The sequence below is a fragment of the Idiomarina xiamenensis 10-D-4 genome (assembly GCF_000299895.1).
Taxonomy (GTDB): Bacteria; Pseudomonadota; Gammaproteobacteria; order Enterobacterales; family Alteromonadaceae; genus Idiomarina; species Idiomarina xiamenensis.
Genome location: NZ_AMRG01000004.1, coordinates 170,634 through 194,972, shown reverse-complemented (window position 1 = coordinate 194,972; position 24,339 = coordinate 170,634). Strand labels below are relative to the sequence as shown.

26 protein-coding genes are annotated in these 24,339 nt (G+C 50.7%); 17 read left to right on the top strand and 9 right to left on the bottom strand.

The window, feature by feature from the left end; translation table 11 throughout:
- Positions 1 to 1,182, top strand: a complete 1,182-nt coding sequence (locus A10D4_RS04640; protein ID WP_008488052.1) for a thiolase family protein — start codon at positions 1 to 3, stop codon at positions 1,180 to 1,182.
- Here A10D4_RS04640 and A10D4_RS04635 read toward each other — a convergent pair.
- Together A10D4_RS04635 and A10D4_RS04630 are read right to left on the bottom strand one after the other, a co-directional pair.
- Positions 1,177 to 2,034 carry an EamA family transporter gene (locus A10D4_RS04635; protein ID WP_008488051.1) on the bottom strand — a complete coding sequence of 286 codons (858 nt, stop codon included), beginning with the start codon at positions 2,032 to 2,034 and terminating at the stop codon, positions 1,177 to 1,179. The genes A10D4_RS04640 and A10D4_RS04635 overlap by 6 nt on opposite strands.
- Positions 2,031 to 2,927, bottom strand: coding sequence for an AraC family transcriptional regulator (locus tag A10D4_RS04630; RefSeq protein ID WP_008488050.1), 897 nt, complete (start codon positions 2,925 to 2,927; stop codon positions 2,031 to 2,033). The genes A10D4_RS04635 and A10D4_RS04630 overlap by 4 nt, the downstream gene beginning before the upstream one ends.
- 179 nt (positions 2,928 to 3,106) lie before the next feature.
- Between A10D4_RS04630 and A10D4_RS04625 the strand changes: the two genes are divergently transcribed.
- The 10 genes from A10D4_RS04625 (at position 3,107) to rlmM (ending at position 12,256) form a co-directional block, all read left to right on the top strand.
- Positions 3,107 to 4,603: a CoA-acylating methylmalonate-semialdehyde dehydrogenase gene (locus A10D4_RS04625; protein WP_008488049.1), complete on the top strand. Its 1,497-nt coding sequence runs from the start codon at positions 3,107 to 3,109 to the stop codon at positions 4,601 to 4,603.
- A gap of 27 nt (positions 4,604 to 4,630) precedes the next feature.
- A complete protein-coding gene (locus A10D4_RS04620; RefSeq protein ID WP_008488048.1) occupies positions 4,631 to 5,788 on the top strand; it encodes an acyl-CoA dehydrogenase family protein in 1,158 nt (385 codons plus the stop codon).
- 9 nt (positions 5,789 to 5,797) lie between these two features.
- A complete protein-coding gene (locus A10D4_RS04615) occupies positions 5,798 to 6,931 on the top strand; it encodes an enoyl-CoA hydratase/isomerase family protein (RefSeq protein ID WP_008488046.1) in 1,134 nt (377 codons plus the stop codon).
- Positions 6,932 to 6,961: 30 nt separating this feature from the next.
- Positions 6,962 to 7,855, top strand: coding sequence for a 3-hydroxyisobutyrate dehydrogenase (mmsB, locus tag A10D4_RS04610; RefSeq protein WP_008488045.1), 894 nt, complete (start codon positions 6,962 to 6,964; stop codon positions 7,853 to 7,855).
- A gap of 55 nt (positions 7,856 to 7,910) precedes the next feature.
- A complete protein-coding gene (locus tag A10D4_RS04605) occupies positions 7,911 to 8,675 on the top strand; it encodes an SDR family oxidoreductase (RefSeq protein ID WP_008488044.1) in 765 nt (254 codons plus the stop codon).
- A 132-nt stretch (positions 8,676 to 8,807) separates the two neighbouring features.
- Positions 8,808 to 9,269 carry a hypothetical protein gene (locus A10D4_RS04600; RefSeq protein WP_008488043.1) on the top strand — a complete coding sequence of 154 codons (462 nt, stop codon included), beginning with the start codon at positions 8,808 to 8,810 and terminating at the stop codon, positions 9,267 to 9,269.
- A complete protein-coding gene (locus A10D4_RS04595) occupies positions 9,269 to 10,183 on the top strand; it encodes a transcriptional regulator GcvA (protein WP_008488042.1) in 915 nt (304 codons plus the stop codon). Before A10D4_RS04600 ends, A10D4_RS04595 begins: the two co-directional genes overlap by 1 nt.
- Positions 10,180 to 10,830, top strand: coding sequence for an alpha/beta fold hydrolase (locus A10D4_RS04590; RefSeq protein ID WP_008488041.1), 651 nt, complete (start codon positions 10,180 to 10,182; stop codon positions 10,828 to 10,830). Before A10D4_RS04595 ends, A10D4_RS04590 begins: the two co-directional genes overlap by 4 nt.
- Entirely contained in the window at positions 10,827 to 11,195 is a 369-nt protein-coding gene (locus A10D4_RS04585) for a DUF423 domain-containing protein (RefSeq protein WP_008488040.1), read from the top strand. Before A10D4_RS04590 ends, A10D4_RS04585 begins: the two co-directional genes overlap by 4 nt.
- On the top strand, positions 11,192 to 12,256 hold the full coding sequence (rlmM, locus tag A10D4_RS04580; RefSeq protein WP_008488039.1) for a 23S rRNA (cytidine(2498)-2'-O)-methyltransferase RlmM: 1,065 nt from the start codon (positions 11,192 to 11,194) through the stop codon (positions 12,254 to 12,256). Before A10D4_RS04585 ends, rlmM begins: the two co-directional genes overlap by 4 nt.
- Positions 12,257 to 12,344: 88 nt before the next feature.
- Here the strand turns inward: rlmM and A10D4_RS04575 are convergent, their stop codons facing one another.
- A complete protein-coding gene (locus A10D4_RS04575; protein WP_008488037.1) occupies positions 12,345 to 13,355 on the bottom strand; it encodes an isocitrate dehydrogenase in 1,011 nt (336 codons plus the stop codon).
- Between the two features lie 38 nt (positions 13,356 to 13,393).
- Here A10D4_RS04575 and A10D4_RS04570 point away from each other — a divergent pair, with 38 nt between their 5' ends.
- A complete protein-coding gene (locus tag A10D4_RS04570) occupies positions 13,394 to 13,594 on the top strand; it encodes a hypothetical protein (RefSeq protein ID WP_008488036.1) in 201 nt (66 codons plus the stop codon).
- Between the two features lie 16 nt (positions 13,595 to 13,610).
- Here the strand turns inward: A10D4_RS04570 and A10D4_RS14060 are convergent, their stop codons facing one another.
- From A10D4_RS14060 to A10D4_RS04550, 5 genes are all read right to left on the bottom strand, one after another.
- Positions 13,611 to 13,787 carry a hypothetical protein gene (locus A10D4_RS14060; protein WP_156812076.1) on the bottom strand — a complete coding sequence of 59 codons (177 nt, stop codon included), beginning with the start codon at positions 13,785 to 13,787 and terminating at the stop codon, positions 13,611 to 13,613.
- Positions 13,781 to 15,151: a hypothetical protein gene (locus tag A10D4_RS04565; RefSeq protein ID WP_008488035.1), complete on the bottom strand. Its 1,371-nt coding sequence runs from the start codon at positions 15,149 to 15,151 to the stop codon at positions 13,781 to 13,783. Before A10D4_RS04565 ends, A10D4_RS14060 begins: the two co-directional genes overlap by 7 nt.
- A 4-nt stretch (positions 15,152 to 15,155) precedes the next feature.
- Complete coding sequence (locus tag A10D4_RS04560; RefSeq protein ID WP_008488034.1) at positions 15,156 to 15,530, bottom strand: DUF3192 domain-containing protein; 375 nt, start codon at positions 15,528 to 15,530, stop codon at positions 15,156 to 15,158.
- Between the two features lie 182 nt (positions 15,531 to 15,712).
- Positions 15,713 to 17,068: a nucleotide 5'-monophosphate nucleosidase PpnN gene (gene ppnN / locus A10D4_RS04555; RefSeq protein WP_008488033.1), complete on the bottom strand. Its 1,356-nt coding sequence runs from the start codon at positions 17,066 to 17,068 to the stop codon at positions 15,713 to 15,715.
- A gap of 61 nt (positions 17,069 to 17,129) precedes the next feature.
- Complete coding sequence (locus A10D4_RS04550) at positions 17,130 to 18,722, bottom strand: GGDEF domain-containing protein (RefSeq protein ID WP_008488032.1); 1,593 nt, start codon at positions 18,720 to 18,722, stop codon at positions 17,130 to 17,132.
- A 300-nt stretch (positions 18,723 to 19,022) separates the two neighbouring features.
- On the opposite strand from A10D4_RS04550, the gene A10D4_RS04545 reads away from it, so the two are divergent.
- Positions 19,023 to 20,834 (top strand): M61 family metallopeptidase, encoded by a 1,812-nt coding sequence (locus A10D4_RS04545; RefSeq protein ID WP_008488030.1) that lies wholly within the window; start codon positions 19,023 to 19,025, stop codon positions 20,832 to 20,834.
- A gap of 26 nt (positions 20,835 to 20,860) precedes the next feature.
- Here A10D4_RS04545 and queF read toward each other — a convergent pair whose 3' ends face one another.
- Positions 20,861 to 21,772, bottom strand: a complete 912-nt coding sequence (queF, locus tag A10D4_RS04540; RefSeq protein ID WP_008488028.1) for an NADPH-dependent 7-cyano-7-deazaguanine reductase QueF — start codon at positions 21,770 to 21,772, stop codon at positions 20,861 to 20,863.
- Between the two features lie 150 nt (positions 21,773 to 21,922).
- Between queF and A10D4_RS04535 the strand changes: the two genes are divergently transcribed.
- From A10D4_RS04535 to A10D4_RS04520, 4 genes are all read left to right on the top strand, one after another.
- On the top strand, positions 21,923 to 22,543 hold the full coding sequence (locus tag A10D4_RS04535; protein ID WP_008488027.1) for a SecY-interacting protein Syd: 621 nt from the start codon (positions 21,923 to 21,925) through the stop codon (positions 22,541 to 22,543).
- Between the two features lie 188 nt (positions 22,544 to 22,731).
- A complete protein-coding gene (locus A10D4_RS04530; RefSeq protein WP_008488026.1) occupies positions 22,732 to 23,103 on the top strand; it encodes a DUF3192 domain-containing protein in 372 nt (123 codons plus the stop codon).
- A 140-nt stretch (positions 23,104 to 23,243) separates the two neighbouring features.
- Positions 23,244 to 23,894, top strand: coding sequence for a GNAT family N-acetyltransferase (locus A10D4_RS04525; RefSeq protein WP_008488025.1), 651 nt, complete (start codon positions 23,244 to 23,246; stop codon positions 23,892 to 23,894).
- Positions 23,891 to 24,229, top strand: a complete 339-nt coding sequence (locus tag A10D4_RS04520; protein WP_008488024.1) for an Mpo1-like protein — start codon at positions 23,891 to 23,893, stop codon at positions 24,227 to 24,229. The genes A10D4_RS04525 and A10D4_RS04520 overlap by 4 nt, the downstream gene beginning before the upstream one ends.
- Positions 24,230 to 24,339: the final 110 nt, after the last annotated feature.

The window sequence follows — 24,339 nt, the reverse complement described above, 5'->3', positions numbered from 1 at the left end:
ATGAGTGATCAGGCTATCGTCATTGTCGCCGCTAAGCGAACCCCAATGGGTGGCTTTCAAGGCAGCTTAAGTAGTTTGCCCGCGCCCGAGTTAGGGGCTGCCGCTATCAAAGCCGCGTTAGATAGCGCTAAGCTCGACGCCGCTAGCGTCAGCGAAGTGATCATGGGCAACGTGTTGCCAGCAGGCTTAGGGCAAGCGCCCGCGCGGCAGGCAATGTTGAAGGCTGGTTTAGCGCGCGCGACTGGCGCTACCACCATTAATAAAGTTTGTGGTTCGGGTTTAAAAGCGGTCATGTTAGCGCACGATCTGATTAAAGCGGGTTCTGCCGAAGTAGTGGTTGCCGGTGGTATGGAAAGCATGTCGAATGCGCCTTATATGTTGCCAAAAGCGCGAAATGGTTATCGTATGGGCCATGGTCAAGTGCTCGACCACATGATGTTAGATGGTTTAGAGGACGCCTACGAACATAAAGCCATGGGCTGTTTCGCCCAGGTGACCGCCGATGAATATCAATTAGGTCGCGAAGCGATGGATGAGTTTGCCATTAACTCGCTGAAAAAGGCGCAACAAGCCATCGGCGATGGTCACTTCAGTCAGGAAATCACTCCCTTAACGCTGACTACCCGTCAAGGCGAAGTCACTGTCGATACCGACGAGCAGCCCGGTAAAGCCAAACTCGATAAAATCCCGCAGTTACGCGCGGCTTTTGCGAAAGATGGCACCATTACTGCTGCTAACTCAAGTTCCATTTCAGATGGCGCTGCGGCGCTGGTATTAATGACCGAGGCGCAGGCTAAAGCACTGGGCTTACAACCGTTAGCGCGGATAGTTGGACACAGTACTCATTCGCAGGCGCCAGCAGAATTCACCGTCGCCCCTATTGGCGCGATGACCAGTTTGCTACAGCGCATTGGTTGGGACAAAGAGCAAGTCGATTTATGGGAAATCAACGAAGCCTTTGCCATGGTGACCATGTTAGCTATCGAAGAAATGCAACTAGATGCTGACAAAGTCAATGTGCACGGCGGCGCTTGCGCCTTAGGCCATCCGATTGGTGCCAGTGGCGCGCGCCTGTTAGTGACCTTACTGCATGCCCTAAAACAACGCGGTAAACAGCGTGGCATCACCTCGCTTTGTATCGGCGGCGGCGAAGCCGTGGCGTTAGCGGTAGAGATGCTATAAACGAGGTGTTGGCTGGCGGCTGGCAAGTGCCACCGCCAGTGTGATCACCGCGGCACCGCAGAGTAACCGTACCCAATCGGTGCTGTGCTGCCAAAATACCGCATTGACGATAATACCGGCAGGGATCAGCATGTTATTCATGGTTGCCAACTGGCCGGTATTGACGCGTTTTGCCGCTAGGTTCCAGCACAGATAACCGACACCCGACGCCACCAAGCCTAACCAGAGTAATACGCCCCATTGGGTAGCATTACTGGGTGTTTGTTGCCAGTCGGTAAAGAGTAGGGTGCTGAGGCCGGTGACCAAGCTGGCACCGACAAAGAACCAGGCAAAATTACGCAGTTGTTGTTGGTTGCTGCCGGTTGGTAAACGTTTGTAAGCCACTTGCCCAGCCGCAAAACAGAAATTCGCGGCTTGGATCAGTAAAAAGCCGGTTATAAAGTCGGCGCTGATGGTTTGGTAACGAATAATCGCTGCGCCGAGTACTGCGATCGCGGCAGCTAACCACCAACGCCATGGCAGGTGCCGACGGTTGAGTAAACATTCGTCGACCAGATTAATGTAGAGCGGCGTAAAGATAGTGAACAGCAATACCTCAGCGACGCTCAGGTATAAAAAAGCTTGATACAAAAATAGGTACATGACGCCGATTTGTAACGCGCCGATAGCGGCTAATGTCAGACGTTGGCGCCAGACCAATTGTTGTGGTTTGAGCAACGGTAAAAACAGCAGCAGAGCAAGCAGCATACGAATAAAAACGGCCAAGTAGGGGTCGACCTGACCGGCTAAATACTCGCCGATCAGCGAGAAACTCAGGGCCCACAGCAGGGTAATAAGCCATAGTGTGATCATGTACTGGGTAGCTCCTGTTCGCCGATACGGTGGTTACGATAATGCTGTGGGCTGAGGCCCATGACTTTTTTGAATAAACGGGAAAAGTAATAGGGGTCATCAAAGCCCAAGTCGGCGGCAATCTGGCGTACTGTCTGCTGTGACTGGTCAAGTAGGCGACAAGCTTGTTTAATTTTCAGATCGTTAAAGTAGTGCAACGCGGTGGTCCCCGTTTTTTGCCGAAACTTTTTACTAAAATGGAAACGAGAAAGGCCAACAAAATCTGCAAAATCAGCCAGGCTCAAGGAACGATGAAGATTATCTTTCATCCAACGTTCTAGCGCCAGCAGGTCAAAATGACTGACTTGACGTGCGCGCTGGCGGATATTGGCGATATCCAGTAACAGCTTACGCAATAAGGTTGCGGCTAGCTGGGCTTGTGCCAAGGTTAAACGCTGATGTTGTAAATTAAGCAGTGCGGTGACATCGCTACGCAGCTCGCGCCAATCGGGTAAGGTGATAACCGGTTTGTCTGGGCTAGTGCCAAGAATGTCCATGCAACTGGCGGCAGCGGGGCCATCAAAATGTGCCCAATAAATGCTCCAGGGGTGCTCTGAATGGGCTTGGTAGCGGTGTTTACAATGTTTCGGCAATAGCAATAATTGACCGGCTTGCAGTTCGCCGCGGGCTTGCTCGGTTTCATAATAACCGCGCCCCTGATGGCAAAAAATCAGTAAATAATTGCTATGTATGGCGCGTTTAACTAGGTGCCCTTGGGCATCTAAATAATGGCCAAAGGCCAGCGGATAAAAATCTTTAGAAAAGGGGTGCTGACGCAGTTGCGAGACCACTTCTTGGGGCAAGCGAATGCGCGAGCTACCGGCTGGTAACGGCCAGTTTGAGGGTTGACTCATAGCGTGGCTCAAGCAATGGAGCTGGCGTAGTGGTCAGCTCACCGAAATAACAATAAAGTCCATTATAGTGGCAACGAAATCAATGTTAAAGGTGTTGCGGCTTTGCTTTAATGCAGGCAACAACCGATCGTACAACCCACGGCAGCCTGTGGCTGCCCGGAACAACAGGAAATAGCATAATGACAACACGTGTGCCTTTATTTATCGCGGGCGAATTTACTCAGTCCAACAGTCAACAATGGATCGATGTCACCAATCCAGCGACACAAGAAGTCATTGCGCAAGTGCCTTGCGCGACTCAAGACGAGATGGATGCGGCTTTAGCCAGTGCCGAGAAAGCGTTTCAAAGCTGGAAAGAAACGCCGGTGTCGGAACGTGCGCGTTTAATGATGCGTTATCAGGCGTTGCTGAAAGAACACCACGACGAGATTGCGGAAATTCTGGCCAGTGAAACCGGTAAAACCTTCGAAGATGCCAAGGGCGACGTATGGCGTGGTATCGAAGTGGTCGAGCACGCCGCCAACATTCCGTCGTTATTGATGGGCGAAACGGTCGAGAACGTAGCTCGTGGTATTGACTCTTACAGCTACACGCAACCTTTAGGCGTATGCGGTGGGGTAACGCCGTTTAACTTCCCAGCTATGATCCCATTGTGGATGTTCCCGTTGGCGATTGCCTGTGGTAATACCTTTATTCTGAAGCCGTCAGAGCAAGATCCATTAACGCCAACACGTTTAGCCGAATTATTTGTCGAAGCTGGTGCGCCTGAAGGGGTACTACAAGTGCTTCATGGCGGCAAAGAACAGGTTGATTTTATTCTTGATACACCCGCTATCCGCACCATTTCTTTTGTCGGTTCGGTACCGGTGGCACAGTATATTTATCGCCGTGGTACCGACAATATGAAACGCGTACAAGCGTTTGCCGGTGCTAAAAATCATTGCGTGATCATGCCTGACGCTAACAAGCAGCAAGTCATCAACAACTTGGTGGGTGCCTCGGTGGGTGCAGCGGGACAACGTTGTATGGCCATTTCGGTGGCGGTATTTGTGGGTAAAGCTAAAGCTTGGCAAAGCGAGTTAGCGGAGGCCTTAAAAGGTGTTAAACCGGGCCCATGGCAGGATAAAAACTCGGCTTACGGTCCATTGATCAGCCCGCAGGCTAAACAACGCGTCGAAAGCATGATCAGCAAAGGTGAGCAAGAGGGCGCGCAATTACTGGTCGATGGTCGCGATTATAAAGTGGAAGGTTATCCGGATGGTAACTGGGTCGGCCCGACCTTCTTTAGCGGTGTTAAACCGAACATGAGCATCTACCAAGAAGAAATCTTCGGTCCGGTACTTTGCGCCATCGAAGTCGACACCCTAGAAGAAGCTATTGCGCTAGTTAATGCTAACCCGTTTGGTAACGGTACCTCTATCTTTACCAGCAATGGCGCTGCGGCACGTAAGTATCAGCACGAAATTGAAGTCGGCCAAGTCGGTATTAACATTCCGATCCCAGTACCCTTACCGTTTTTCTCGTTCACCGGTTGGAAAAACTCGTTCTTTGGTGACTTACACGCCTACGGTAAACAAGCGGTACGCTTTTATACCGAGACCAAAACCATTACAGCACGCTGGTTCGAAAGCGACATCGAGGCCAGTGGCCCGAACATGTCGATTGATCTAAAGTAAGCAGCGTAGCTACAGAGGAACAGTATTGTGAATTTTGATTTAACTGAAGATCAACAAGCCTTTGTCGACACCGCCCGTGCTTTTGCCGAAAAAGAGCTAGCGCCGCACGCGGCACGTTGGGACGAAGAATCTTACTTCCCGGTAGAGGTACTAAAAAAAGCCGGTGAAATGGGTTTTATGGGCATGTATACCCCGGAAGACGCCGGTGGTTTTGGCATGTCGCGCTTAGATGCGGCGCTGATTTTTGAACAATTGGCGATGGGCTGTACGGCCACCACCGCGATGATGACCATTCATAACATGGTCAGTTGGATGATCGGTTCGTTTGCGCAAGACGCGGTGAAACAACAGTGGGTGCCGGAACTGGTTACCGGCGATAAGCTGGGCTCATATTGCTTAACCGAACCGGGCGCCGGCTCTGACGCCGCAAGCTTACGTACGACGGCGAAAAAAGACGGCGATGAGTACGTCTTAAACGGTTCAAAAATGTTCATTTCGGGCGCCGGTGCCACCGACGTATTAGTGGTGATGGCGCGTACCGGCGAAGCGGGTCCTAAAGGCGTTTCCGCCTTCGTTGTGCCCGCTGACGCCAAGGGCATCAGCTACGGTAAAAAAGAGCAAAAAATGGGTTGGAATGCCCAGCCAACGCGTTTGGTCACCTTTGAAGATGTGCGTATTCCGGCGCAAAATCTACTGGGTGAAGAAGGCGAAGGCTTTAAGTTTGCCATGATGGGCTTAGACGGTGGACGCATCAACATTGCCGTGTGTTCGGTCGGTACCGCACAAGCGGCGTTGAACACTGCTAAGCAGTATATGCAGGAGCGCACACAATTTGGTAAACCGCTGGCGGCGTTTCAGGCGTTACAATTTAAGCTCGCCGATATGGCCACCGAGTTGGTTGCGGCCCGCCAAATGGTGCGCTTAGCGGCTTTTAAAGTTGACCAAAACGACGCCGACAAAACCACCTATTGTGCCATGGCTAAACGCTTTGCCACCGATGTCGGTTTTGAGGTGTGTAACCAAGCGCTGCAGCTACATGGCGGCTACGGTTATATCAAAGAGTATCCGCTTGAACGCCACGTACGCGATGTCCGCGTACACCAAATTCTGGAAGGCACCAACGAAATCATGCGAGTCATTATTGGCCGTCGTTTATTAGCCGATATTGACCGCGATATCGTATAAGGAGGCAGCATGTCAGTGCAGCAACAGGACGTTGTCGTTTTTAACGAACTGGCGGCGGCAAATGGTAAGAAAATAGGCGTCGCTACCCTCAATGCCGAAAAATCGCTGAATGCCTTAAGTTTGCCGATGGCACGCTTATTATTGCCGCAGTTGGCGGCTTGGCAAGACAATCCCGATATTGCTTGCGTATGGTTACAAGGTGCTGGCGAGAAAGCGTTTTGTGCGGGCGGCGATATCGTCGCCATGTATCATGCAATGCGTGAGCAACCCGGCCAACTGGTGGCGGAGGTGGAACAATTCTTCACGGAAGAATATCGTTTAGACCACGCCATACACAGTTTCAATAAACCCTTTATCGTCTGGGCTGACGGTATCGTCATGGGCGGTGGTATGGGACTGATGAACGGCGCTAGCCACCGCATCGTTACCGAGCGCTCGTTGTTGGCGATGCCGGAAATCAGTATCGGCTTGTATCCCGATGTCGGTGCGACCTACTTTTTAAACCGCATGCCCGCCGGCTGTGGTTTATTTTTGGGCTTGACCGGCGCGCATATGAACGCCACCGACGCTCAGTTCTTACGTTTAGCTGACCATTTTATCGGTCGTGAACATAAGACCCAGGTATTAACCGCGTTACAGCAGTTGGAGTGGGGCGACACTACCGCGTTAAATAAGCAAAAAGTCAGTGATTTATTGGGGCGTTTGAGTCAGCAAGACACGACCCAACCACCGTCGGCACAAGTGGAGCCATTGCAGCCACACCTGCGTCAATTAACTGATGCCAGCGATATTAGCACGGTGGTTGAACAAATCGTCAACGATGATAAAGACAGCGATTGGTTGGCGCGGGCACGCAAAACCCTAGCGGCCGGTTGTCCGTTAACTGCCCATATTGTTTGGCAACAACTCCAGCATGGTGCCGACCTAAGTTTGGCCGATTGTTTCCGTTTAGAATTAACGTTATCGGTCAACTGTTGCATCAAAGGTGATTTTGCCGAGGGCATCCGGGCATTATTAATCGATAAAGATAAGCAACCGCAGTGGCAATATAGTCGTGTCGCCGAGGTCGATGGCGACGCTGTCGACGTACTATTTACCTCGCCTTGGGACGCGCAGCAGCATCCCTTGCGTGATCTCGGCTAAGCCGACATAACAGACAACAGGAGCTTACACATGGCAACAGTCGCTTTTATTGGTTTAGGAAATATGGGCGGCCCGATGGCGGCTAATTTAGCCGCCGCAGGTCATCAGGTGACGGTCTTTGATTTGTCGGCCGCGGCGCTGGAGCAGGCACAAGCGAATGGCTGTGGCACCGCCACTAGCGCCGCTACGGCGGTCAAGGATGCACAATTCGTGATTTCTATGTTACCGGCGAACAAGCACGTACAGCAGGTTTATCTTGGCGAACAGGGCTTACGCGAGGTCTTGGCTAAAGGTACGCTAGTCATTGATTGCAGTACCATTGCTTCAGAAGTCGCCATCAGCGTCGGTGAGAGCTTGCGCGAGGCCGGTATTCGCTTTATCGATGCACCGGTCTCAGGTGGCGTCGGTGGCGCCAAAGCCGGTACCCTAACATTCATCTGCGGCGGCGCCGAAGATGATGTTGACGAAGCCCGCCAAGTGCTTAACGACATGGGCAAAAATGTCTTCCGTGCGGGGGATATTGGTGCTGGGCAAATAGCAAAAATCTGTAACAATATGCTGTTGTCGGTACTGATGGTGGGTACCGCTGAGGCCTTACAACTGGGCCGTGCTAACGGTCTCGATAGCAAAGTATTAAGTGATATCATGTTGCAAAGCTCGGGTCGTAACTGGACCTTAGAGGTCTACAACCCGGCGCCTGGAGTGATGGATAACGTACCTTCTAGCAACGATTATCAGGGCGGTTTTATGGTCGATTTGATGGCCAAGGATCTCGGCTTAGCGCAGCAAGCGGCTTTAGCTAGCGGTGCCGCAACGCCAATGGGCGCGTTAACGCGTAACCTGTATCAGAGTTGGTCACAGTTAGGCCATGGCCGCCAAGATTTCTCCAGTATTTTTAATTACGTCAAACCACAGCAGTCTTAACCGCAGGTTGACTTAAAAAACGACATTTAATGCATCAATTAACGGATAACTTATTATGCAAGTAGCAGGCAGTGTCATTGTTATTACCGGTGGCGCACAAGGCTTAGGTCGTGCTATGGCCGAGCGTTTTGCTCGTCAGGGCGCGCAATTAGCGTTGATCGATATGAATCCGGAAACCCTCAGCGAAGCACAGCAAGCTTGTGCCGATTTAGGTGCGCAACGGGTTCAGGGTTACCAGGCTAACATCACCGAAGAAGCGGCAGTCGAGCAAGTGTTTGCCGATATTCAACAGGATTTTGGCGCCATTCATGTGCTGATCAACAACGCCGGTATTCTGCGTGATGGTTTATTGTTGAAATACAAAGACGGCGAACTCAAAGCGAAGATGCCGTTACAACAATTCCAGTCAGTGCTGGACGTCAACCTGACCGGGACTTTCTTGTGTGGCCGTGAAGCCGCGGCACAAATGGTTCAAGCGGGTACTAAAGGCTTGATCATCAACATTTCAAGTGTCGCGCGAGCGGGTAATATCGGCCAAACCAATTATGCCGCTACTAAGGCCGGTGTGGTCGCAATGACGGTCACTTGGGCGCGTGAATTGGGCCGTTACGGTATTCGCTGCGGAGCTATTGCGCCGGGCTTTATCGAAACGCCGATGACGCAAGCGATGAAACCCGAAGCGGTGGAACGAGCCTTAGCGATGGTGCCGTTACGCCGTTGGGGACAACCCGACGAGATTGCGCAAACCGCACAATACATCATGGAAAATGATTTCTTTAGCGGCCGCGTGGTAGAAATCGACGGTGGTGTGCGCTTATAGTTCGCACGTCGGCTTAAGCGTAAAGTCCAACATAAACGCACAATCCGTGTCGCGGCTTGTGCGTTTTTTCATGTCTGCTGTTATAGTGTCAGCCAATCGTTTGCGGTCATATAATTCGAACAAGGACTGACCATGATCATGCGCTACGCGGGCGTAACACGTCTGTTACCCATTTGTAGCTGGGTGTTGCTACTGGCAATGCTGGCTTTTGCTTGGTGGTTACCGCCACAAGACCTGTTCAGCGGCCTATTATTGGCTGTCATTATATTACCCACCACGTTATTAACGGTTTGGTTAAGCGCCGAAATTTGGTGCTCGCGGGTGAGTTTGTCGCAGCACCGACTGCAAATAAAAAAACGTTGGTTAGCGGTGCATTCGATGCCGTGGTCACAACTCGAGCGCGTGACGTTTAACCCACTGTGGGTGGCGTTTGAGCTATACGAGCGGCAAAGCGACGGCGCTTCTCGGCGCTGGCGGGTGTCGCTATTAATGACCGAACAGCGGGCCTTGCTGGAACATTTTGCGGCGCACTTAAAGCGCGAGCAATACATCGATGCATTGAATAAATTTGCCGCCAGCATGGGGCGCCAATAATGCGTTCAGCGATGCGCAAGCTACCGCCATTAAATGCGTTAAAGGCGTTTGAAGCGGCCGCCCGGCACCTTAGTTTTACCCGCGCAGCCGAAGAGCTATTTGTCACTCAGGCGGCGGTCAGCCATCAGGTTAAAGGGTTGGAGGAACACCTCGGCATTAAGCTTTTTATTCGGCGCAATCGTGCTTTATTACTGACCGAGGCGGGGCAGTCGTATTATCTGGATTTGAAAGCCATTTTTGATCAGTTGTTGCAAGCCACCGATAAACTGTTGTTAGCAACCGAACAGGGTTCGCTGACCATTTCGTTGCCGCCCAGTTTTGCTATCCTCTGGTTTGTGCCACGCCTGAGCCGGTTTCGTGACGCTTACCCCGATATTGATGTACGTATTAAAGCGGTCGACGAAATCGACGGTTCGCTCAGCGATGACGTCGATGTGGCCATTTATTACGGTGATGGTCGCTGGCCTGGTGTCACCGCCTACAAATTACATAACGAATATTTGCTACCGGTTTGCTCTCCATTACTGTTGCATGGCCCGAAGCCGTTACGGCAACCGGCTGACTTGCTGCAACATACGTTACTGCATGACGAGACCCGCAACGCTTGGAAAGATTGGTTTAAACTAGTGGGTATCGATAAAGATAAAGGCGATAACGGACCTATTTTCAGCCATTCCAGTTTGGCGTTAAAAGCGGCGGTGCACGGTCAGGGCATCGCTTTGGCCAATAATGTTTTGGTTAAACCAGAAATTGATGCGGGTCATTTGATTCGAGTTTTTCCCGAAGCATTACCACGAAAAAAGGCTTTTTATTTGGTTTGTCGTGACAGTCAGGCTGAAATCGGTAAAATCGCCACCTTTCGTCAATGGTTGTTGGCCATTGTCGATGAAGAAGAAGACCAGTTTTCCTTATGATGCCTGAATTATCTTTAGCAGACGATGTGATCGTCGATAACCCCACTGGTCGTCGCTTAGTGGTATTTATGCATGGTGCTGGGGCTGACAGTCGCAGCGAGTTTATGCAATGTATTGCAACGGGCTTAGCCGCGCACGATTGTCAACTGGTGCGGTTTGATTTTCCCTACATGCAGCAGGCTAAGCAGCAAGGGCGGAAACGACCGCCTAACCCTGCGCCGCAACTGGATTTAGCATTGCAGCAGCTTGTCGTGCAGTTACGTGCCAGCGACGACAAGCATAAACCGCTCTTTTTGCTCGGCAAGTCGATGGGCGCGCGAGTGGCTTTTCGCTGCGCCGATGCGCTACAGGCCAAAGCCGCCATTGGTTTAGGGTTTCCGTTTCATCCACCGGGAAAACCGCAGCGTTCGCGTTTGCCCGAGTGTTTTAATCAGCGAGCGGCTAATTTGATCATACAAGGGCAGCGTGACAACTTTTGTCAGCCGGCTTGGTTGGTACAGCAACAGTTGCCGGATAACTTGCAAATACAGTGGTTGGCAGATGCCGATCATTCATTAGTACCGTTGAAGCGTAGCGGCTATAGCGCTGCCGAATATTGGCAAGATACCGTGCAACGGTTAGCGACTTGGATAGGAGCACAGACATGAATCAATGGATGGCGGCATTAGCCAGCGTATTTGGTTTAACCGCGGTGGCGCTAGGCGCATTTGCCGCGCACGGCTTAAAAAGTCGGTTAAGCGAAGCCAGTTTAGCGGTGTTCCAAACCGGTGTAACTTATCAGTTTTATCACACCTTAGCGTTATTAGCGGTGGCCATCGTGGCAGCGCAAGCGCCCACCCGCTGGTGGTCTTTAGCGGCAATATTATTCAGCGTCGGGATTGTCTTTTTTAGCGGGAGTTTATACGCATTAGCCTTAACCGGAATTAAGTGGTTTGGGCCGATAACGCCACTTGGTGGGTTATGTTTTATGGCCGGTTGGCTGTGTTTACTGATAGGAGTTGTACGTCAATGATCGGAATTGTTGCCTACTGTCGGGCTGGCTTTGAGGGCGATTGTGCCGCCGAATTACAGGCAAAAACCGCCGCTATGGGCGTCTATGGTTACTGTCAGACACAGCCGGATTCGGGCTATGTGATGTATCGCTGTGCCAGTGAGGAAGCTGATCACTTAGGCCGCAAGTTGGCGCTAAATTCGTTAATTTTTACTCGTCAGTTTTTTGTCGTGGCGAATGAGTTGAACGAATTGCCCGAGCACGATCGCGTGAGCCCAATGTTGGCGGTTTGTGCTGAATTGCCATTGATGGGTAGTGTACGGGTGGAAACGGCTGACACTAACGAAGGTCGTGAGTTATCGACTTTTTGTCGTAAATTCACCGTGCCTTTACGTCAAGCATTACGTAAACAACAGTGCTTAACCGACAAAGAAAGTAGCAATCGACCCACATTACACGTGTTGTTTATCAATAAGCAGCAAGTGTTGTTGGGTTATTCTTATAGCTATAACCAGTCACCATGGTTGATGGGCATCCCGCGACTACGTTCGCCGTCTGACGCACCGAGTCGGTCCACTCTCAAATTGGATGAGGCCTTTTCACTATTTGTACCCGCCGAGGAACACGCCACTCGCTTACAGTCGGGCTTAAAAGCCGTTGACTTGGGTGCCGCGCCAGGCGGTTGGACCTATCAATTAGTGCGTCGTGGGATGATGGTTGAGGCGGTGGATAATGGGCCGATGGCAGAATCGTTGATGGAAACCGGACAAGTTAAGCACGTTAGAGAAGATGGCTTTCGTTATCGTCCGAAGAAATTTAACGTCACTTGGCTAGTTTGCGATATGGTCGAAAAGCCTGCTCGGGTCGGTGAACTGATGACCGCGTGGTTACTTGAGGGTTATTGTAAAGAGGCTATTTTTAACCTGAAGTTACCGATGAAACGGCGTTACGCGGCGGTTGAAGAATACCTTGAACGTATTCAACATGATTTAAGCGAAGGCGGGCACGGGCGTTTTGAAATTAATGCCAAGCATCTTTATCACGATCGTGAAGAAATTACTGTCCACGTGCGTTGGCTATAGCGTTGTTGATTCGTGTACCGCCTCAAAACGGCAATAAAAAACGGCTCAGCAGTTATCTGAGCCGTTTTTTTAGCGTTGGCAAGGATGATTAATCGGCTAACCGATCTAAAACCGCTTGGGTAAAGTCGGTGGTGCCGTGACTACCGCCCAAATCGCGGGTGGTGCGGTCACCGCTGGCGATAACATCGGCTAATGCGCTGCGAATACGCGCCGCTTGCTCGGGCATTTCTAAATATTCGAGCATTTGAATCGAAGCCAAGATCACCGAGCTAGGGTTGGCTAGATTCTTACCGGCGATATCTGGGGCTGAGCCGTGTACCGCCTCGAAAATTGAGCAATCTTGACCGATGTTTGCGCCTGGCGCCATGCCTAAACCGCCGACCAAGCCAGCGCATAAATCCGATAAAATATCGCCGAACAGGTTGGTGGTGACGATCACATCAAAGTCTTCCGGATTCATCACCAAGCGCATGCAGGCAGCATCGACGATCATCTCTGCTGATTCGATTTCTGGGTACTCTTTGGCGACTTCACGGGCAACCGTTAAAAACAGCCCCGACGTCGACTTTAAAATGTTGGCTTTGTGTACCGCGGTGACTTTTTTACGGCCCTCACGCTTAGCCAATTCATACGCAAAACGCACAATACGCTCAGCACCTGCGCGAGTAATACGGCTTTTGGCTTCGGCATAACTACCGTCGTCAGCGGTGATCTGGCCTAAGCCAGAGTACATGCCTTCGGTGTTTTCGCGCACGGTAATAATGTCGATATCTTCGTAGCGCGCTTTAGTGCCTTTGAATGAGGTTACCGGGCGGACATTGGCATACAACCCGAACTGCTTACGCAGACTGACATTAATCGAGGTAAAGCCTTCGCCTACAGGCGTGGTTAATGGGCCTTTTAGCGTCACGCCGTTACGCGCAATGGCGTCAAGCGTCGCAGCAGGCAGCAGTTCTCCGGTTTTTTCTAGCGCAGTCAGACCCGCGTCGACCATTTCGTAGTCGAACTCACAGCCAGCTTTATCCAAAATTTGTAAGGCCGACTGAATGATGTCCGGGCCGATACCGTCGCCGGGGATCACGGTGATTTTTTTGCTCATTGAGGAGTTCCTTTTGCTGCTAACAACGTTGCTACTGAGTGGCTATTAACCAGTCCGATCGCCTAGGCGAGCTAGGTCTGCTCTATGACGACCTTAAGCGCATAGCGCTTGGGATTTATACCACGATTCAGCTAAGCGAACCAGAAAGCGGCGCTGGCGCGGCCAAGTTGATGGCGATGATGATCGGCGCAGGTGGCGTTGTAGCGGCTGCTTGGCTGTGGCAATTACTTGTACTATAGCGGGTATTCGCGAAAATTATAGTGGGCAATAAGTTTGTTGCGCTAATGCCGCACGGCGAGCCAACTGTTGCCACTGCGCGGGGTTCAAGTGACAACTTTGCAGTGCTTGTTGCCACTGTTGTTTCGCATCGTTATGCCAACGCCAATCGCTCTGTAATAGCCAGCAAACAGCGGCACTGGCGGCGATTAACACACCTGTTGCGGCTGCCAGTCAGCGGCATTCAATAGCCGTGGTACGCTGTCGGGTTGCAACCAGCGTTGTGCCAATTGGCGTGAAAAACGGGTGTCGATAGCGTCGCTACCGAGCCCTAACCAACCACTACAATGCCATTGTTGAATCAGCCCCTGGCGGGGCCAATGCGGGTGTCGTAGCAATGCGCTTTGACGCTGTAAGTCGGCACAGAACAAGGCACTTAACAAACGACTATTTACGCCCAGTTGCAGTTGCGTGTGGGCCAATAGTAAGCTCAAACAATGGGCAAATAATTGTTGCCGTTGCTGTAAATCGCGGTTGAGCGGAAACTGTCGGCGTTGTAGCTGTTGCTCCAGACTGGCAATCGCAAGATGAGCAGCGCTGCGTTGCGGACCCAACCATAGCAAGGCCTGCTGCGTGGTCAGCGCGGCCGGGCGTAACGACGAGCCGGGCTGGCTACTGTGGCTCGCACTGTGGCGCAAGGCTTCGGCTAAGGCCGGGTAGCGACGTAGGGTATCGGCCAACGATTTGCCGTCGCCATCGCCGTCGGCGAAGCGTCGTAGAGCGCGCAGCATGGTTTTTGGTGCTTGCCAGCTTAAACTTTCCGGCTTTGGCCAGTAACGACTATAGCTGGTATTGGATAAACGCTGTAGTTGTGCGTCGTCAAGGCGCAGGCTAACGGGGTCAGCTTGGGCATCATGCGGCTGGCTTAAAGCCAGCAAGCGCGAGGTCGGTAATTGCATGCGCTTATGCTCTTCATCGACCAATAAACAAGCGTCCGCGTTGCACTTCAGGAGCCAGAACCGCCGGCTTTTACCCGCTTTATTGGTTAGCTGCAGCGGCGTGCCATAACTAAAATACTGTTGCTCGGCGAGCTGTTGTAGCCATTGCCAAATTTCACGCTGAGGTTGCTGCAAGGCGGCCTGCCACCAGTAACGCCATTGTGGTTGTGGGGTTTGCTGTTGATGCTGTACCACCACCGCTAGTATCAAACGCAGGTGTTGCCGGATAGCGGGAGGGGTATGGCTTTGTTCTAACGCCGCCAACCACAACGGATGTTGTACGCCTCGTTGGCGCCAATAGTCAGGGTCGTGTTTGAGTAGCGCGCTAAGACAAGCCACCGCTGCCAACTGTTGATACTTGGGATGCCAGTTCGCCGCCATTGATAAACGCAAGCTATACAGTAGCGTTAACAATGGCTGGCGCTGCGCTAGCGGTACTTGCTCACCATCATAATGCAGGGCAAGCCAAATTTCGGGATGTTTTGGTAATGCTTGGTAAAGCGCTTGTACCTGCTGCCAAAGCCGCTCCGGTTGATGCTGATGGCAGGCGTCGGCGCTACTGACAAACCAACTCGCGGGCATCAGTTTAAAACTTCAGATACTCGCTGTAGGCATCTTCGCCCCAGCCGATCAACAGGTTATCGCGAAACAACAACGGTGTGCATTCATCGCGTGTGGTGATGCCGTCCGATTTAACATGATGAGTACGATAAAACAGCACCAGTACCGGTCCCTTCTCGGTTTCTTTGCCTTCACTAATATCCGGCGACCCCAGTTTTCGGATGACGTCATCTTTGGGGGTACCAATATCCAGCAAACCAATATTTTTTAGATTGAAGGTTTCCCGCTCTTGCCAGTTCATACTGTTTGGATCGGCTTGATACAGCGACAGAATAGCCAGCGCAGCGGCGGCATAAATTAAAAAGCCAATCGCCACAATTTTAAATACTTTTGTTTTCATTCGTCCACATCACTTATGGGCAGCTAGTCGCGCATCGACAGCCAAAAAAAAAGCTATCAGCTAGTGTAGCGAATTCAAACACACAAGCCTAGTTGAAGCATAAGCTGAATCTCCACTTCTTAAAGTAAAAAAGCCTGAGAGGTAAGGTCAGGCTTGTAGCTAAATGTCCGACTCACTTAAAATCAGTCGGTAATAACTTTATAGCAGGGGTGATAAACCGACCCGGGCAATTTCATGCGGCCTTGCTCGACGAAGGCTTGCAGTAACTTATCTAGCCGCTGCATCAGCTGCTTCTCACCATGGATTTCGAACTTGCCGTGCTCTTTAATGCGACGAATGCCTTCGTCTTTAACGTTGCCTGAGACAATTGCCGAGAAAGCACGGCGCAGGTTGGCGGCCAGCTTTTCTGGGGCTTGCTCGGTGTGCAGGTTCAAATTGGCGACGTTTTCGTGGGTTGGCACAAACGGATGCTGGAAGTCTTCATCGATAAACAGCGTCCAGTTAAAGTAGTAAGCGTCGCCTGAATCGCGGCGATACTGCCGTACACTGGCCATACCGGCGTGCATATGTTGCGCAACCGCTTGTGGGTCGCCGACGATGATGCGATACCAGTTACGGGCTTCTTCACCCAGCGTTTGTTTAATAAATTCATCCAAGGCTTCAAAGTAAGCTTTGCTGCTTGGCGGACCGGTTAAAATAATCGGCAGACTTTGCTGCTGGTTTTTCGGGTGCATCATAATGCCCAAAATATACAACAGCTCTTCTGCGGTGCCAGCGCCACCGGGGAAGATGACGATGCCGTGACCGGTACGCACAAAGGCTTCTAAGCGTTTTTCGATATCGGGCAGGATGACCAGCTCGTTAACAATCGGGTTAGGTGGCTCAGCGGCAATAATGCCCGGTTCGGTTAAGCCCAAATAACGGCCATTAGCTAAACGTTGCTTGGCATGGCCGATAGTGGCGCCTTTCATCGGGCCTTTCATCGCGCCCGGACCGCAACCGGTACAAATATTCAAGCCGCGCAGGCCTAATTGATAACCGACTTCTTTGCTGTATTTGTATTCAACTTCGCTGATCGAGTGGCCGCCCCAGCACACCACCATGCTAGGCTCGTCCATCGGTTTGATGGTGCGTGAGTTACGCAGAATATCAAATACCACATGGGTGAGGGTGGCACTGTCGGCATCGACTAACGATTCGACATTATAACGGTCACCGGTGAACAGAATGTCACGTAATACGGCTTCTAGATGCTCTTGAATACCGTTAATTAAAACGCCATCAACAAAGGCTTCTTGCGGGGGTTCGATTAATTCTAATTTGACGCCACGTTCACGGCGTAAAATATTAACCGCAAAATCTTGATAACGGTCGTAAATTTCAGCACTGCTGTCGGTGTTACTACCGGCGTTTAATACCGCTAGGCAGCAGTTACGAAAAAGTTTGTATAAATCACTGTTCGACGATTGTTTGAGTCGTTCAATTTCTAATTGTGACAGCAGTGACATGCTGCCCTGCGGGGAAATACTAGCTCGCATTAATGTCGTTCTCCTGAACTTACTACGCTTATCACGCCGCTAAGGCTGTGTTTACAGCGCCTTAGCTGGCGTCGATAACTACTTGGTCACGTCCTTGACGTTTGGCACGATAGAGCGCTTTATCGGCGCGCTCAAACACTTGTGCGATGTCGTCCTGTGGACGAGTAAAACCTGCTGCGCCTATCGATATGCTGATGCGAATGTCTTGTTGACGAAACTTAAACGGGATTTGTTTAATCCTTTCCCGTGTGCTGTTCAACACCGCAGTCACTTCTGCAATAGCGGTTTGTGGAAAAATAATGACAAACTCTTCACCGCCGTACCGACACACAAAGTCGGTTTCCCGTAATGACTTCTTCAGCATGTTTGCGATAACTTGCAGCGTTTTATCGCCAGCAATGTGACCATAGTTATCGTTGATACGCTTAAAATGATCGATGTCGGCAACCGCTAACGCCAGCGGCGTTTTAGCGCGTTGCCAACGCTTATATTCAAGCTCCAGACGTTCCTCAAACGCGGTTCGATTAGGCAGCCGTGTTAGCGAATCCTGTAAGCTTTTGAATTTTTGTTCGGCCAACCGCTTTTTATAGCTGTCGGCCTCGTGCTCCACTTCTTGTAAACGTGTTTGCATCTGCGCTAACTGGCGCTGCATGTCTTGCTGCTGTTGTTGCTCTAACGAGGCTTTTTTCTGCAGTGCTTGAGCAATGATGCTGACATGCTGCTGAATATCACGTTTCAAATCTTGCAGCTGTGTAGCCGACTCTACACTGTTACTCATGCCCTGTACATCATTCTGAATTTGTTCGCTTAATTGCCGTTGCGCCTGATGATGTTGCTGACTGCTTTGATCAACTTCGGCAAGTCCAGCATGGACTAACGCCAAGGTGTCGTTTAACGACAGCAAGAATTGTTGCGCCGAGAGTCGTTCTTGATGAATGTTTTTGACGATGATACGAATAATCGCCAAGCATTGCTGCAGTAACTGGTCGCGTTGCTCGGTTTGTAGTAGCGCTTGGCGTAATTGATTGACGTCGGCGGCACTGGCTTGTGGGAATTCGATCATGCTGAGTTGATTAAGCAGCTCATCGCGGATCTGTCGAATATCGTCTGCCGCCATTGACGTCTGTGTCGTACCCGCATCCTCGGCGTGAGCCTCAGCCGTTTTGTGCTTAGCGACTGGCAACTGTTGTAACAGCTTTAACAACGATAATAATATTGGCACATAGTGTAATAGGGTTAGATTGGGGCTATCTAAAGCATCGAGCAACTGTCTGAGTTGTTGCCGTTGCTGCGGCTGCTGACTGAATTTTGTCCGTAAGTATTCGGTCACTTCGTTGCTGATGTCGTAACAGTCGCGTAACTGTTGTTTTAGCTTTAGGCCAAAGGCTTGTAAGTTATGGGTTAGCTGCTTGAGTTGTGGCGCCAGTAAGTCCAAATCAGGTTTACTTTGTAGTTGTTGGCGCAACTTCATGAGTGGACCGTCTAATTGACCATCTAAGCCTTGCCCCGCCGTGATCAGCTGCGCAATAAAGCGACTCAGTTGGCTAACATCTTGCTCATAACGATACTCTAGCTGAGTGCGTGCGGTTAACGCGTCTTGTAAGCGTTTGCTGATTTGTTCGAGTTCGAGTTGCTGGGTATTTTTCGAATCCACTAGCGTACCTATGTCACTATGACGTTATCCATACTATAGACGATTTATGACAAATGGATGTCGCTAGCCATTTTACCGCGCTGGGCGCTAGTCGCCTATGTGTTGTTTAGCGTAAGTAGAGGCGAGCAAACTAACAAAAAGAGCGTATCTTTTGATCGCGATCGGCTTAGGCAAGCGAAGAATTGCTGAATTTTCGTTAAGTTGTCGTGGGTAAGCGGTTAGCGGCGCTCGCTGGTAGCGGTCTGTGCGCTTTAAACGTGTTAGTATATTTGCCGTAATCTGACCAATAGAGGCTGACTTATGATTCGTAAACTGGCGACGTTAAGTGCGCTGACAGTAGCAATTAACGGACTAGCGAGTACGGTAGCTTATGCCGATACCGACTATCACATTGATTTAACCTCACCAGAGCACCACAGTGCGCGCGTAACCACCACTTTCGCTGAGCAAAGCGGCGATTATGTTGACGTTAAGATGCCGGCTTGGCGAACTGGCTTTTATCACATTTTAGACCTAGCCAACGGCGTTCGTGATTTTTCTGCAACCGCTGAAAATGGTGCTGAACTGCGCTGGAAAAAAATCGATAAAAGTACTTGGCGGGTGTTTTTAGACAACGCTGGTGATGTCACCATTAACTATGAATTGTACGCCAACCAGTTGGGTCGCCGTAGCCGTCATATCGACGATAGCCACGCCTATTTAGATGCCTCGGCGGTATTCATGTACAGCGAGCAGTCGCGTCAACAGCCGTTGCAAGTCAGCTTAGATGTGCCCGCTGGCTGGCGCAGCGTATCGGGCATGGCGGCTAACGGTGAGCACAGCTTTGTTGCGCCAAACTGGGATGTGTTGGTCGATTCGCCGATTGAAACCGGTGTTAACGAGTTACGTAAGTTTGCGCAAAACGGCCGTCAATACGAAGTCGTATTTTGGGGGCAAGGTAACTACGATGTCGATAAAACCGTGGCCGATATTCAAAAATTAGTCGCCGAAGCGGGTAGTATTTGGAGTAGTTATCCGTTTCAACGCTATGTGTTTATGATCCACGCCACCAGTGGCGCTGGTGGTGCTACCGAACATAAAAACTCGACCATTATTCAGCGTCCACGCGATACCTTTGCCGAGCGCGATGATTATTTGTCGTTCATGTCGACCACCTCGCATGAATTTGTGCACACTTGGAACGTTAAAGCGTATCGTCCTGATGGCCTAGTGCCTTATGATTATCAGCAAGAGAACTACACCGAATTGTTGTGGATAGCCGAAGGCTCGACCAGCTATTTTCAAGATCACTTGTTGTTACGCGCTGGCATTATGGAGCCGCAAGAGTACTTTGCTAATTTAGCCAAAGACATTGAACGCCACCGCAACAAGCCAGGTCGCAAGGTGATGTCGGTAGCACAATCGTCATTCGAGGCTTGGATTGACCAGTCGGGTGATCGTGCTCACAATTCGTCGGTGAATATCTATTCAGAAGGCGAGCTAGTGTCGTGGCTGCTGGACATTGAGTTGCTTAAGCGTAGCGACGGCAAAGTCAGTTATCGCGATGTACACGATGCGCTATATCAACAATTTGACGCCGATGAACAAGGGTTTAAACCAGCCGATGTGCTGGCTGTTTTGCAGCAATTAACCGGGCAAAGCTGGCAAGATTGGTGGCAGCAGTATGTCACTTCTCCGGCTGATATCGACTTGGATAAGTTGCTGGCGGATGTTGGTCTTAAGCTGATTTATGGCGACGATGATGGTGCCCAGCAAGTTAATCTTGGCTGGCAAACTAAAGCCCACGACAACGGTGTACAACTAACCCGTGTGTCGCGTGGCGAGCCAGCTTGGCAGGCGGGCTTTACGCCGGACGATATTATCGTGGCGATTGATGGCAGCCGAGTCACCGAGAAGCGCTTAGCGACGTTGTTGGCGATGAAGCAGCCAGGCGATGAAATTCAGGTGAGTTTTTTCCGCCGCGATCAACTGCAGCAGAAAACTGTAACGTTAGGGGCTAAACCTAAGGGCAAGGCGAAAGTTATCGTTAACCCAGACGCCAGTGCCGCCGAGCGGCAGCGTTTTGAGCAGTGGCTAGGTATCGACTACCCAGCCGCAGACAAAGACGCTTAAGGCTATTGCTGATAAACACGCTTAGGCTATTGCCGACAGAGCCGCTGTACTAGCAGTGGCTCTGCGGCATTATCGTCGGCATTCTCTGCGGCACTGGTTGCCACATTAGAACGAAACGGATTGATATCCAACCCGCCACGGCGCGTATAGCGCGCATAAACGGTCAATTGCTGACAACCACAATAGTGCATCAAGTCGGTAAAAATACGCTCCACACATTGTTCATGAAATTCATTATGGCGGCGAAACGAAATCAGGTAACGCAACAGCGCTTGCCGATCAATTTTCGGTCCCCGATAACGTATTAACAGCGATCCCCAGTCCGGTTGATTAGTGATCAAGCAATTGGATTTAAGCAGGTGACTGTGTAGCGTCTCGCTGACCACGTCGCTAGTTAAATCTGCTGCACCTGCTAACAGCGTCGGCTGGTAATCGTAAGTGCTGATCGGCGCTGCCGTTGGTTGGTCAGGATGAGCGTTTAAACAGTCGTCGATAGATTGCCCGGGCAGGTTTTGTATCGGCTGTTGCGTAAATTCCGCCAAACTGAATAATTTAACCGTCACTGGCGCACCGGCGCAGGCACTGAGGTCGCGGATCATGGTGTCGGTAACGCTTTGCCAATCTTGCCATTGCTGTTCATTAAAACTGTTTAAGTACAGCTTGAATGACTTCGACTCAATCAAATTAGGGCTATCGGCAGGCACCCGAAACCGCGCTACCGCTACTTGTGGAACACCCAATTGATTGAGCCAAGACAATTCGTAACCGGTCCAGTCGTCAACACCATGAAAGGGTAGTTTGGTTGCAGCGTGCAAGCCGATGCTATCACGGTTAATTTGACGCGGAACGGCTTGCAGCCAGTCGGCGCTATAGTGCTCGGGGTAATCGGTGTGTTTACCAAGTTTTAGTTGCTGCATTAACTCATTTGCATTTGCCATCACACCCCTCCGGCGGCTAGTCTTAGGCTCATTCTTGTGGCGCACGACAGTTTACGGGCTTGCCTTGTTGCAAGCAAATACAAAGCGCTTGGCACGATGCTAGCTGTCGCTGTTTGCCACCACCGCTTTGACAACAAATAAGAGGTTAAGATGGCAGTTGCCGATCCACATTCTCCAGCAATCAACCAATCCGCATCAGACTCCGCGGTGCAACGCGCGTTAGCGAACTTTTATCAACGCTATCAGGCCGCTTACCACGAGGCCGGCCAGCCGCTGCTTACCGAACTGATTGATGATTGGCCCGAGGCGCCGATTTATACCCAGCGACGCGCTGATGGTTGGGTTGAATGGGCGCCGCAGCGGCGTCAACAAGCGCTAGACTTTAGTGACCTCGAACATGCCTTAGAGCAGCCGTTTCCCGATAGTTTTCGTGATTATTTTAATTTTGGTTATAGCGCCGACGTCGAGGTCAGTTGGCAGCAACAACCGCTGCTTTTATTGCATATGCAGTGCGACCAGGATAGCCAACGATTTTTGCAGAATTTAGCCGGGCATGTGTTGATGAAGCGTCGCTTAAAACAACCGATCACGTTGTTTCTTGGGTTAGCAGCTGACGCCGACGATTTGTTGCTGACGCAAGACTGTGTCAGCGGCGCCATGGGATTGGAATGGGTAGGTAAACCGCAACATCAAATGCTCACCGAGGATTTGGCTAGCTTTATTGAGCAACTGACACCGCGAGTCATTGAAATGCCTGAGGATATTCGCTAATCATTAGCGAATTTGACGATTATTGCTGAGTATTTATTCGTGGTGGATTTATCTGTTCTATAAAAATCAATAGGTTACAAGTGGCACGCGGGTTGCTTATCTGTTGGGGAAAGACTGGGGAAACATCGATAGGGCAATTGCCTACTCAGTAATTACCTAATAAGTGATCACCTAATAAGGATAACCTGATGAATAAAAAACTCGCTGTAATTTGTTTAACGGCACCGTTGGTACTGACCTTACCCGGCTGTTTAATTGTCACCGAAAAGCACGCTAGCGACAGTAACCAACATAGCGAATCGGAGCGCGAACAGCGCAATCGTGCGATGATCGCTAGTTTGACCATGAGTACATCGCTGCCGTTGGTGCGCGAACAATTAGGCGTCCCCGATTTTAGCGAGTCGGTGCGTATCGATGGCGACGATTATCAAGTGTTGTACTATCGTACACAGCGCGTGAAAGGCGACGGTTTAACCACCAAAGACGAATGCACGCCACTGGTTTTTGAAGACCAGCAGTTGATCGGTAGTGGTCAATTGGCGCTCGACAGGCTGCATTAATCAGGCTACCTTGGATGACAACAGCGCGTAGCACAGGTTTAGCGGCTAAAACGCCAGCACTGCATATTTTTTATTAAATAGCTGTTACTAAATCCGTGCTACTAAATACATGATACTGAACGACAGCAACGGGGGCGCCGATGTCCGAACAAGCTACTGCAACTCGCTTAAGCGGTGAACTGGTGTATTTGACTGCCGAAGATCTCAAGCTGGCAGCCTCGTTGTTGTATCAGGCTTATCATGACGATGAGTTGTTTTTACAGCTTTTTCAGGGCCACAAAGCCGACTACGAAAAGCGTTTAAGAGCTGCCATTCGTGAGGATTTAGCCGCGTTTTGGGAAAGCGGACAACCGATTGTCGGTATCCGCGACGGCGATACCCTCATGGGTGTTGCTTGCTTAACCCGCCCGGGCGCTAGTTTTGGGCCGGGGCGTTATTGGCACTGGCGTTTAAAAATGTTGTTAACCGCGGGCTATCTAAGCACCCGTCAAGTGATTGAGAAAGAGCGCCTGATCCAGCAAGCAATGCCAGTTGAGCAATTTCATATGTTGGCTTTTATTGCGGTACATCCGCGTTACCAACAGCAAGGGTTGTCACATTTATTGGTCAGTGCGGCGGCAACCGTGCTCAATGAAGACAGCGAGTCGCAAGGTGTGGCGGTGTTGGTCACACAACCTCATTTGATGCCGTTGTTTCAACGTCATCATTATCGTTCAATCACACAGTTGTCGGTACAGGGTGTGAGCGGGGATCTAATGTTTTATGCGCGCGCCGCGGGTAGCTCGTGGTGAGCAGTGACAACGCCCCAAAAACGGCCCAGTTTTCGAGTTTTGCCGAATTTTATCCCTACTATCTGCGCGAGCATAGCGACCCGCGTTGCCGCTACATGCACTATATCGGTAGCAGTTTAGTATTACTGATCATTGCGTCAGCCATCTACCAAGGTAATGCGTGGTTATTGCTATGGGTGCCGTTGGCAGGTTATGGCTTTGCCTGGCTCGGTCATGGCTTGTTTGAACGCAATAAGCCGGCGACTTTTAGCCTCCCTTGGTACAGCCTGTTAGGCGATTGGGTGATGTATAAAGACGCTTGGTTGCACTTGTTGGGTGTCAAACCACGTCGTTAAACCCGCCATTTAACCATTCCGATGTAGCGGTTGAGTTGTCAGTCTTTAGTGGCTGATGTTGTCTGCTTTCTCGTATTCCTCCGATACTACACTGGCAGTTAGTTATACTG

What these genes read in the sequence shown, in the direction of transcription:
- A10D4_RS04640 (WP_008488052.1), top strand. Translation starts at nt 1, where the DNA reads ATGAGTGATCAGGCTATCGTCATTGTCGCCGCTAAGCGAACCCCAATG.
- A10D4_RS04635 (WP_008488051.1), bottom strand. Translation starts at nt 2,034, where the DNA reads ATGATCACACTATGGCTTATTACCCTGCTGTGGGCCCTGAGTTTCTCG.
- A10D4_RS04630 (WP_008488050.1), bottom strand. Translation starts at nt 2,927, where the DNA reads ATGAGTCAACCCTCAAACTGGCCGTTACCAGCCGGTAGCTCGCGCATT.
- A10D4_RS04625 (WP_008488049.1), top strand. Translation starts at nt 3,107, where the DNA reads ATGACAACACGTGTGCCTTTATTTATCGCGGGCGAATTTACTCAGTCC.
- A10D4_RS04615 (WP_008488046.1), top strand. Translation starts at nt 5,798, where the DNA reads ATGTCAGTGCAGCAACAGGACGTTGTCGTTTTTAACGAACTGGCGGCG.
- mmsB (WP_008488045.1), top strand. Translation starts at nt 6,962, where the DNA reads ATGGCAACAGTCGCTTTTATTGGTTTAGGAAATATGGGCGGCCCGATG.
- A10D4_RS04605 (WP_008488044.1), top strand. Translation starts at nt 7,911, where the DNA reads ATGCAAGTAGCAGGCAGTGTCATTGTTATTACCGGTGGCGCACAAGGC.
- A10D4_RS04600 (WP_008488043.1), top strand. Translation starts at nt 8,808, where the DNA reads ATGATCATGCGCTACGCGGGCGTAACACGTCTGTTACCCATTTGTAGC.
- A10D4_RS04595 (WP_008488042.1), top strand. Translation starts at nt 9,269, where the DNA reads ATGCGTTCAGCGATGCGCAAGCTACCGCCATTAAATGCGTTAAAGGCG.
- A10D4_RS04590 (WP_008488041.1), top strand. Translation starts at nt 10,180, where the DNA reads ATGATGCCTGAATTATCTTTAGCAGACGATGTGATCGTCGATAACCCC.
- A10D4_RS04585 (WP_008488040.1), top strand. Translation starts at nt 10,827, where the DNA reads ATGAATCAATGGATGGCGGCATTAGCCAGCGTATTTGGTTTAACCGCG.
- rlmM (WP_008488039.1), top strand. Translation starts at nt 11,192, where the DNA reads ATGATCGGAATTGTTGCCTACTGTCGGGCTGGCTTTGAGGGCGATTGT.
- A10D4_RS04575 (WP_008488037.1), bottom strand. Translation starts at nt 13,355, where the DNA reads ATGAGCAAAAAAATCACCGTGATCCCCGGCGACGGTATCGGCCCGGAC.
- A10D4_RS04565 (WP_008488035.1), bottom strand. Translation starts at nt 15,151, where the DNA reads ATGCCCGCGAGTTGGTTTGTCAGTAGCGCCGACGCCTGCCATCAGCAT.
- A10D4_RS04560 (WP_008488034.1), bottom strand. Translation starts at nt 15,530, where the DNA reads ATGAAAACAAAAGTATTTAAAATTGTGGCGATTGGCTTTTTAATTTAT.
- ppnN (WP_008488033.1), bottom strand. Translation starts at nt 17,068, where the DNA reads ATGCGAGCTAGTATTTCCCCGCAGGGCAGCATGTCACTGCTGTCACAA.
- A10D4_RS04545 (WP_008488030.1), top strand. Translation starts at nt 19,023, where the DNA reads ATGATTCGTAAACTGGCGACGTTAAGTGCGCTGACAGTAGCAATTAAC.
- queF (WP_008488028.1), bottom strand. Translation starts at nt 21,772, where the DNA reads ATGGCAAATGCAAATGAGTTAATGCAGCAACTAAAACTTGGTAAACAC.
- A10D4_RS04535 (WP_008488027.1), top strand. Translation starts at nt 21,923, where the DNA reads ATGGCAGTTGCCGATCCACATTCTCCAGCAATCAACCAATCCGCATCA.
- A10D4_RS04530 (WP_008488026.1), top strand. Translation starts at nt 22,732, where the DNA reads ATGAATAAAAAACTCGCTGTAATTTGTTTAACGGCACCGTTGGTACTG.
- A10D4_RS04525 (WP_008488025.1), top strand. Translation starts at nt 23,244, where the DNA reads ATGTCCGAACAAGCTACTGCAACTCGCTTAAGCGGTGAACTGGTGTAT.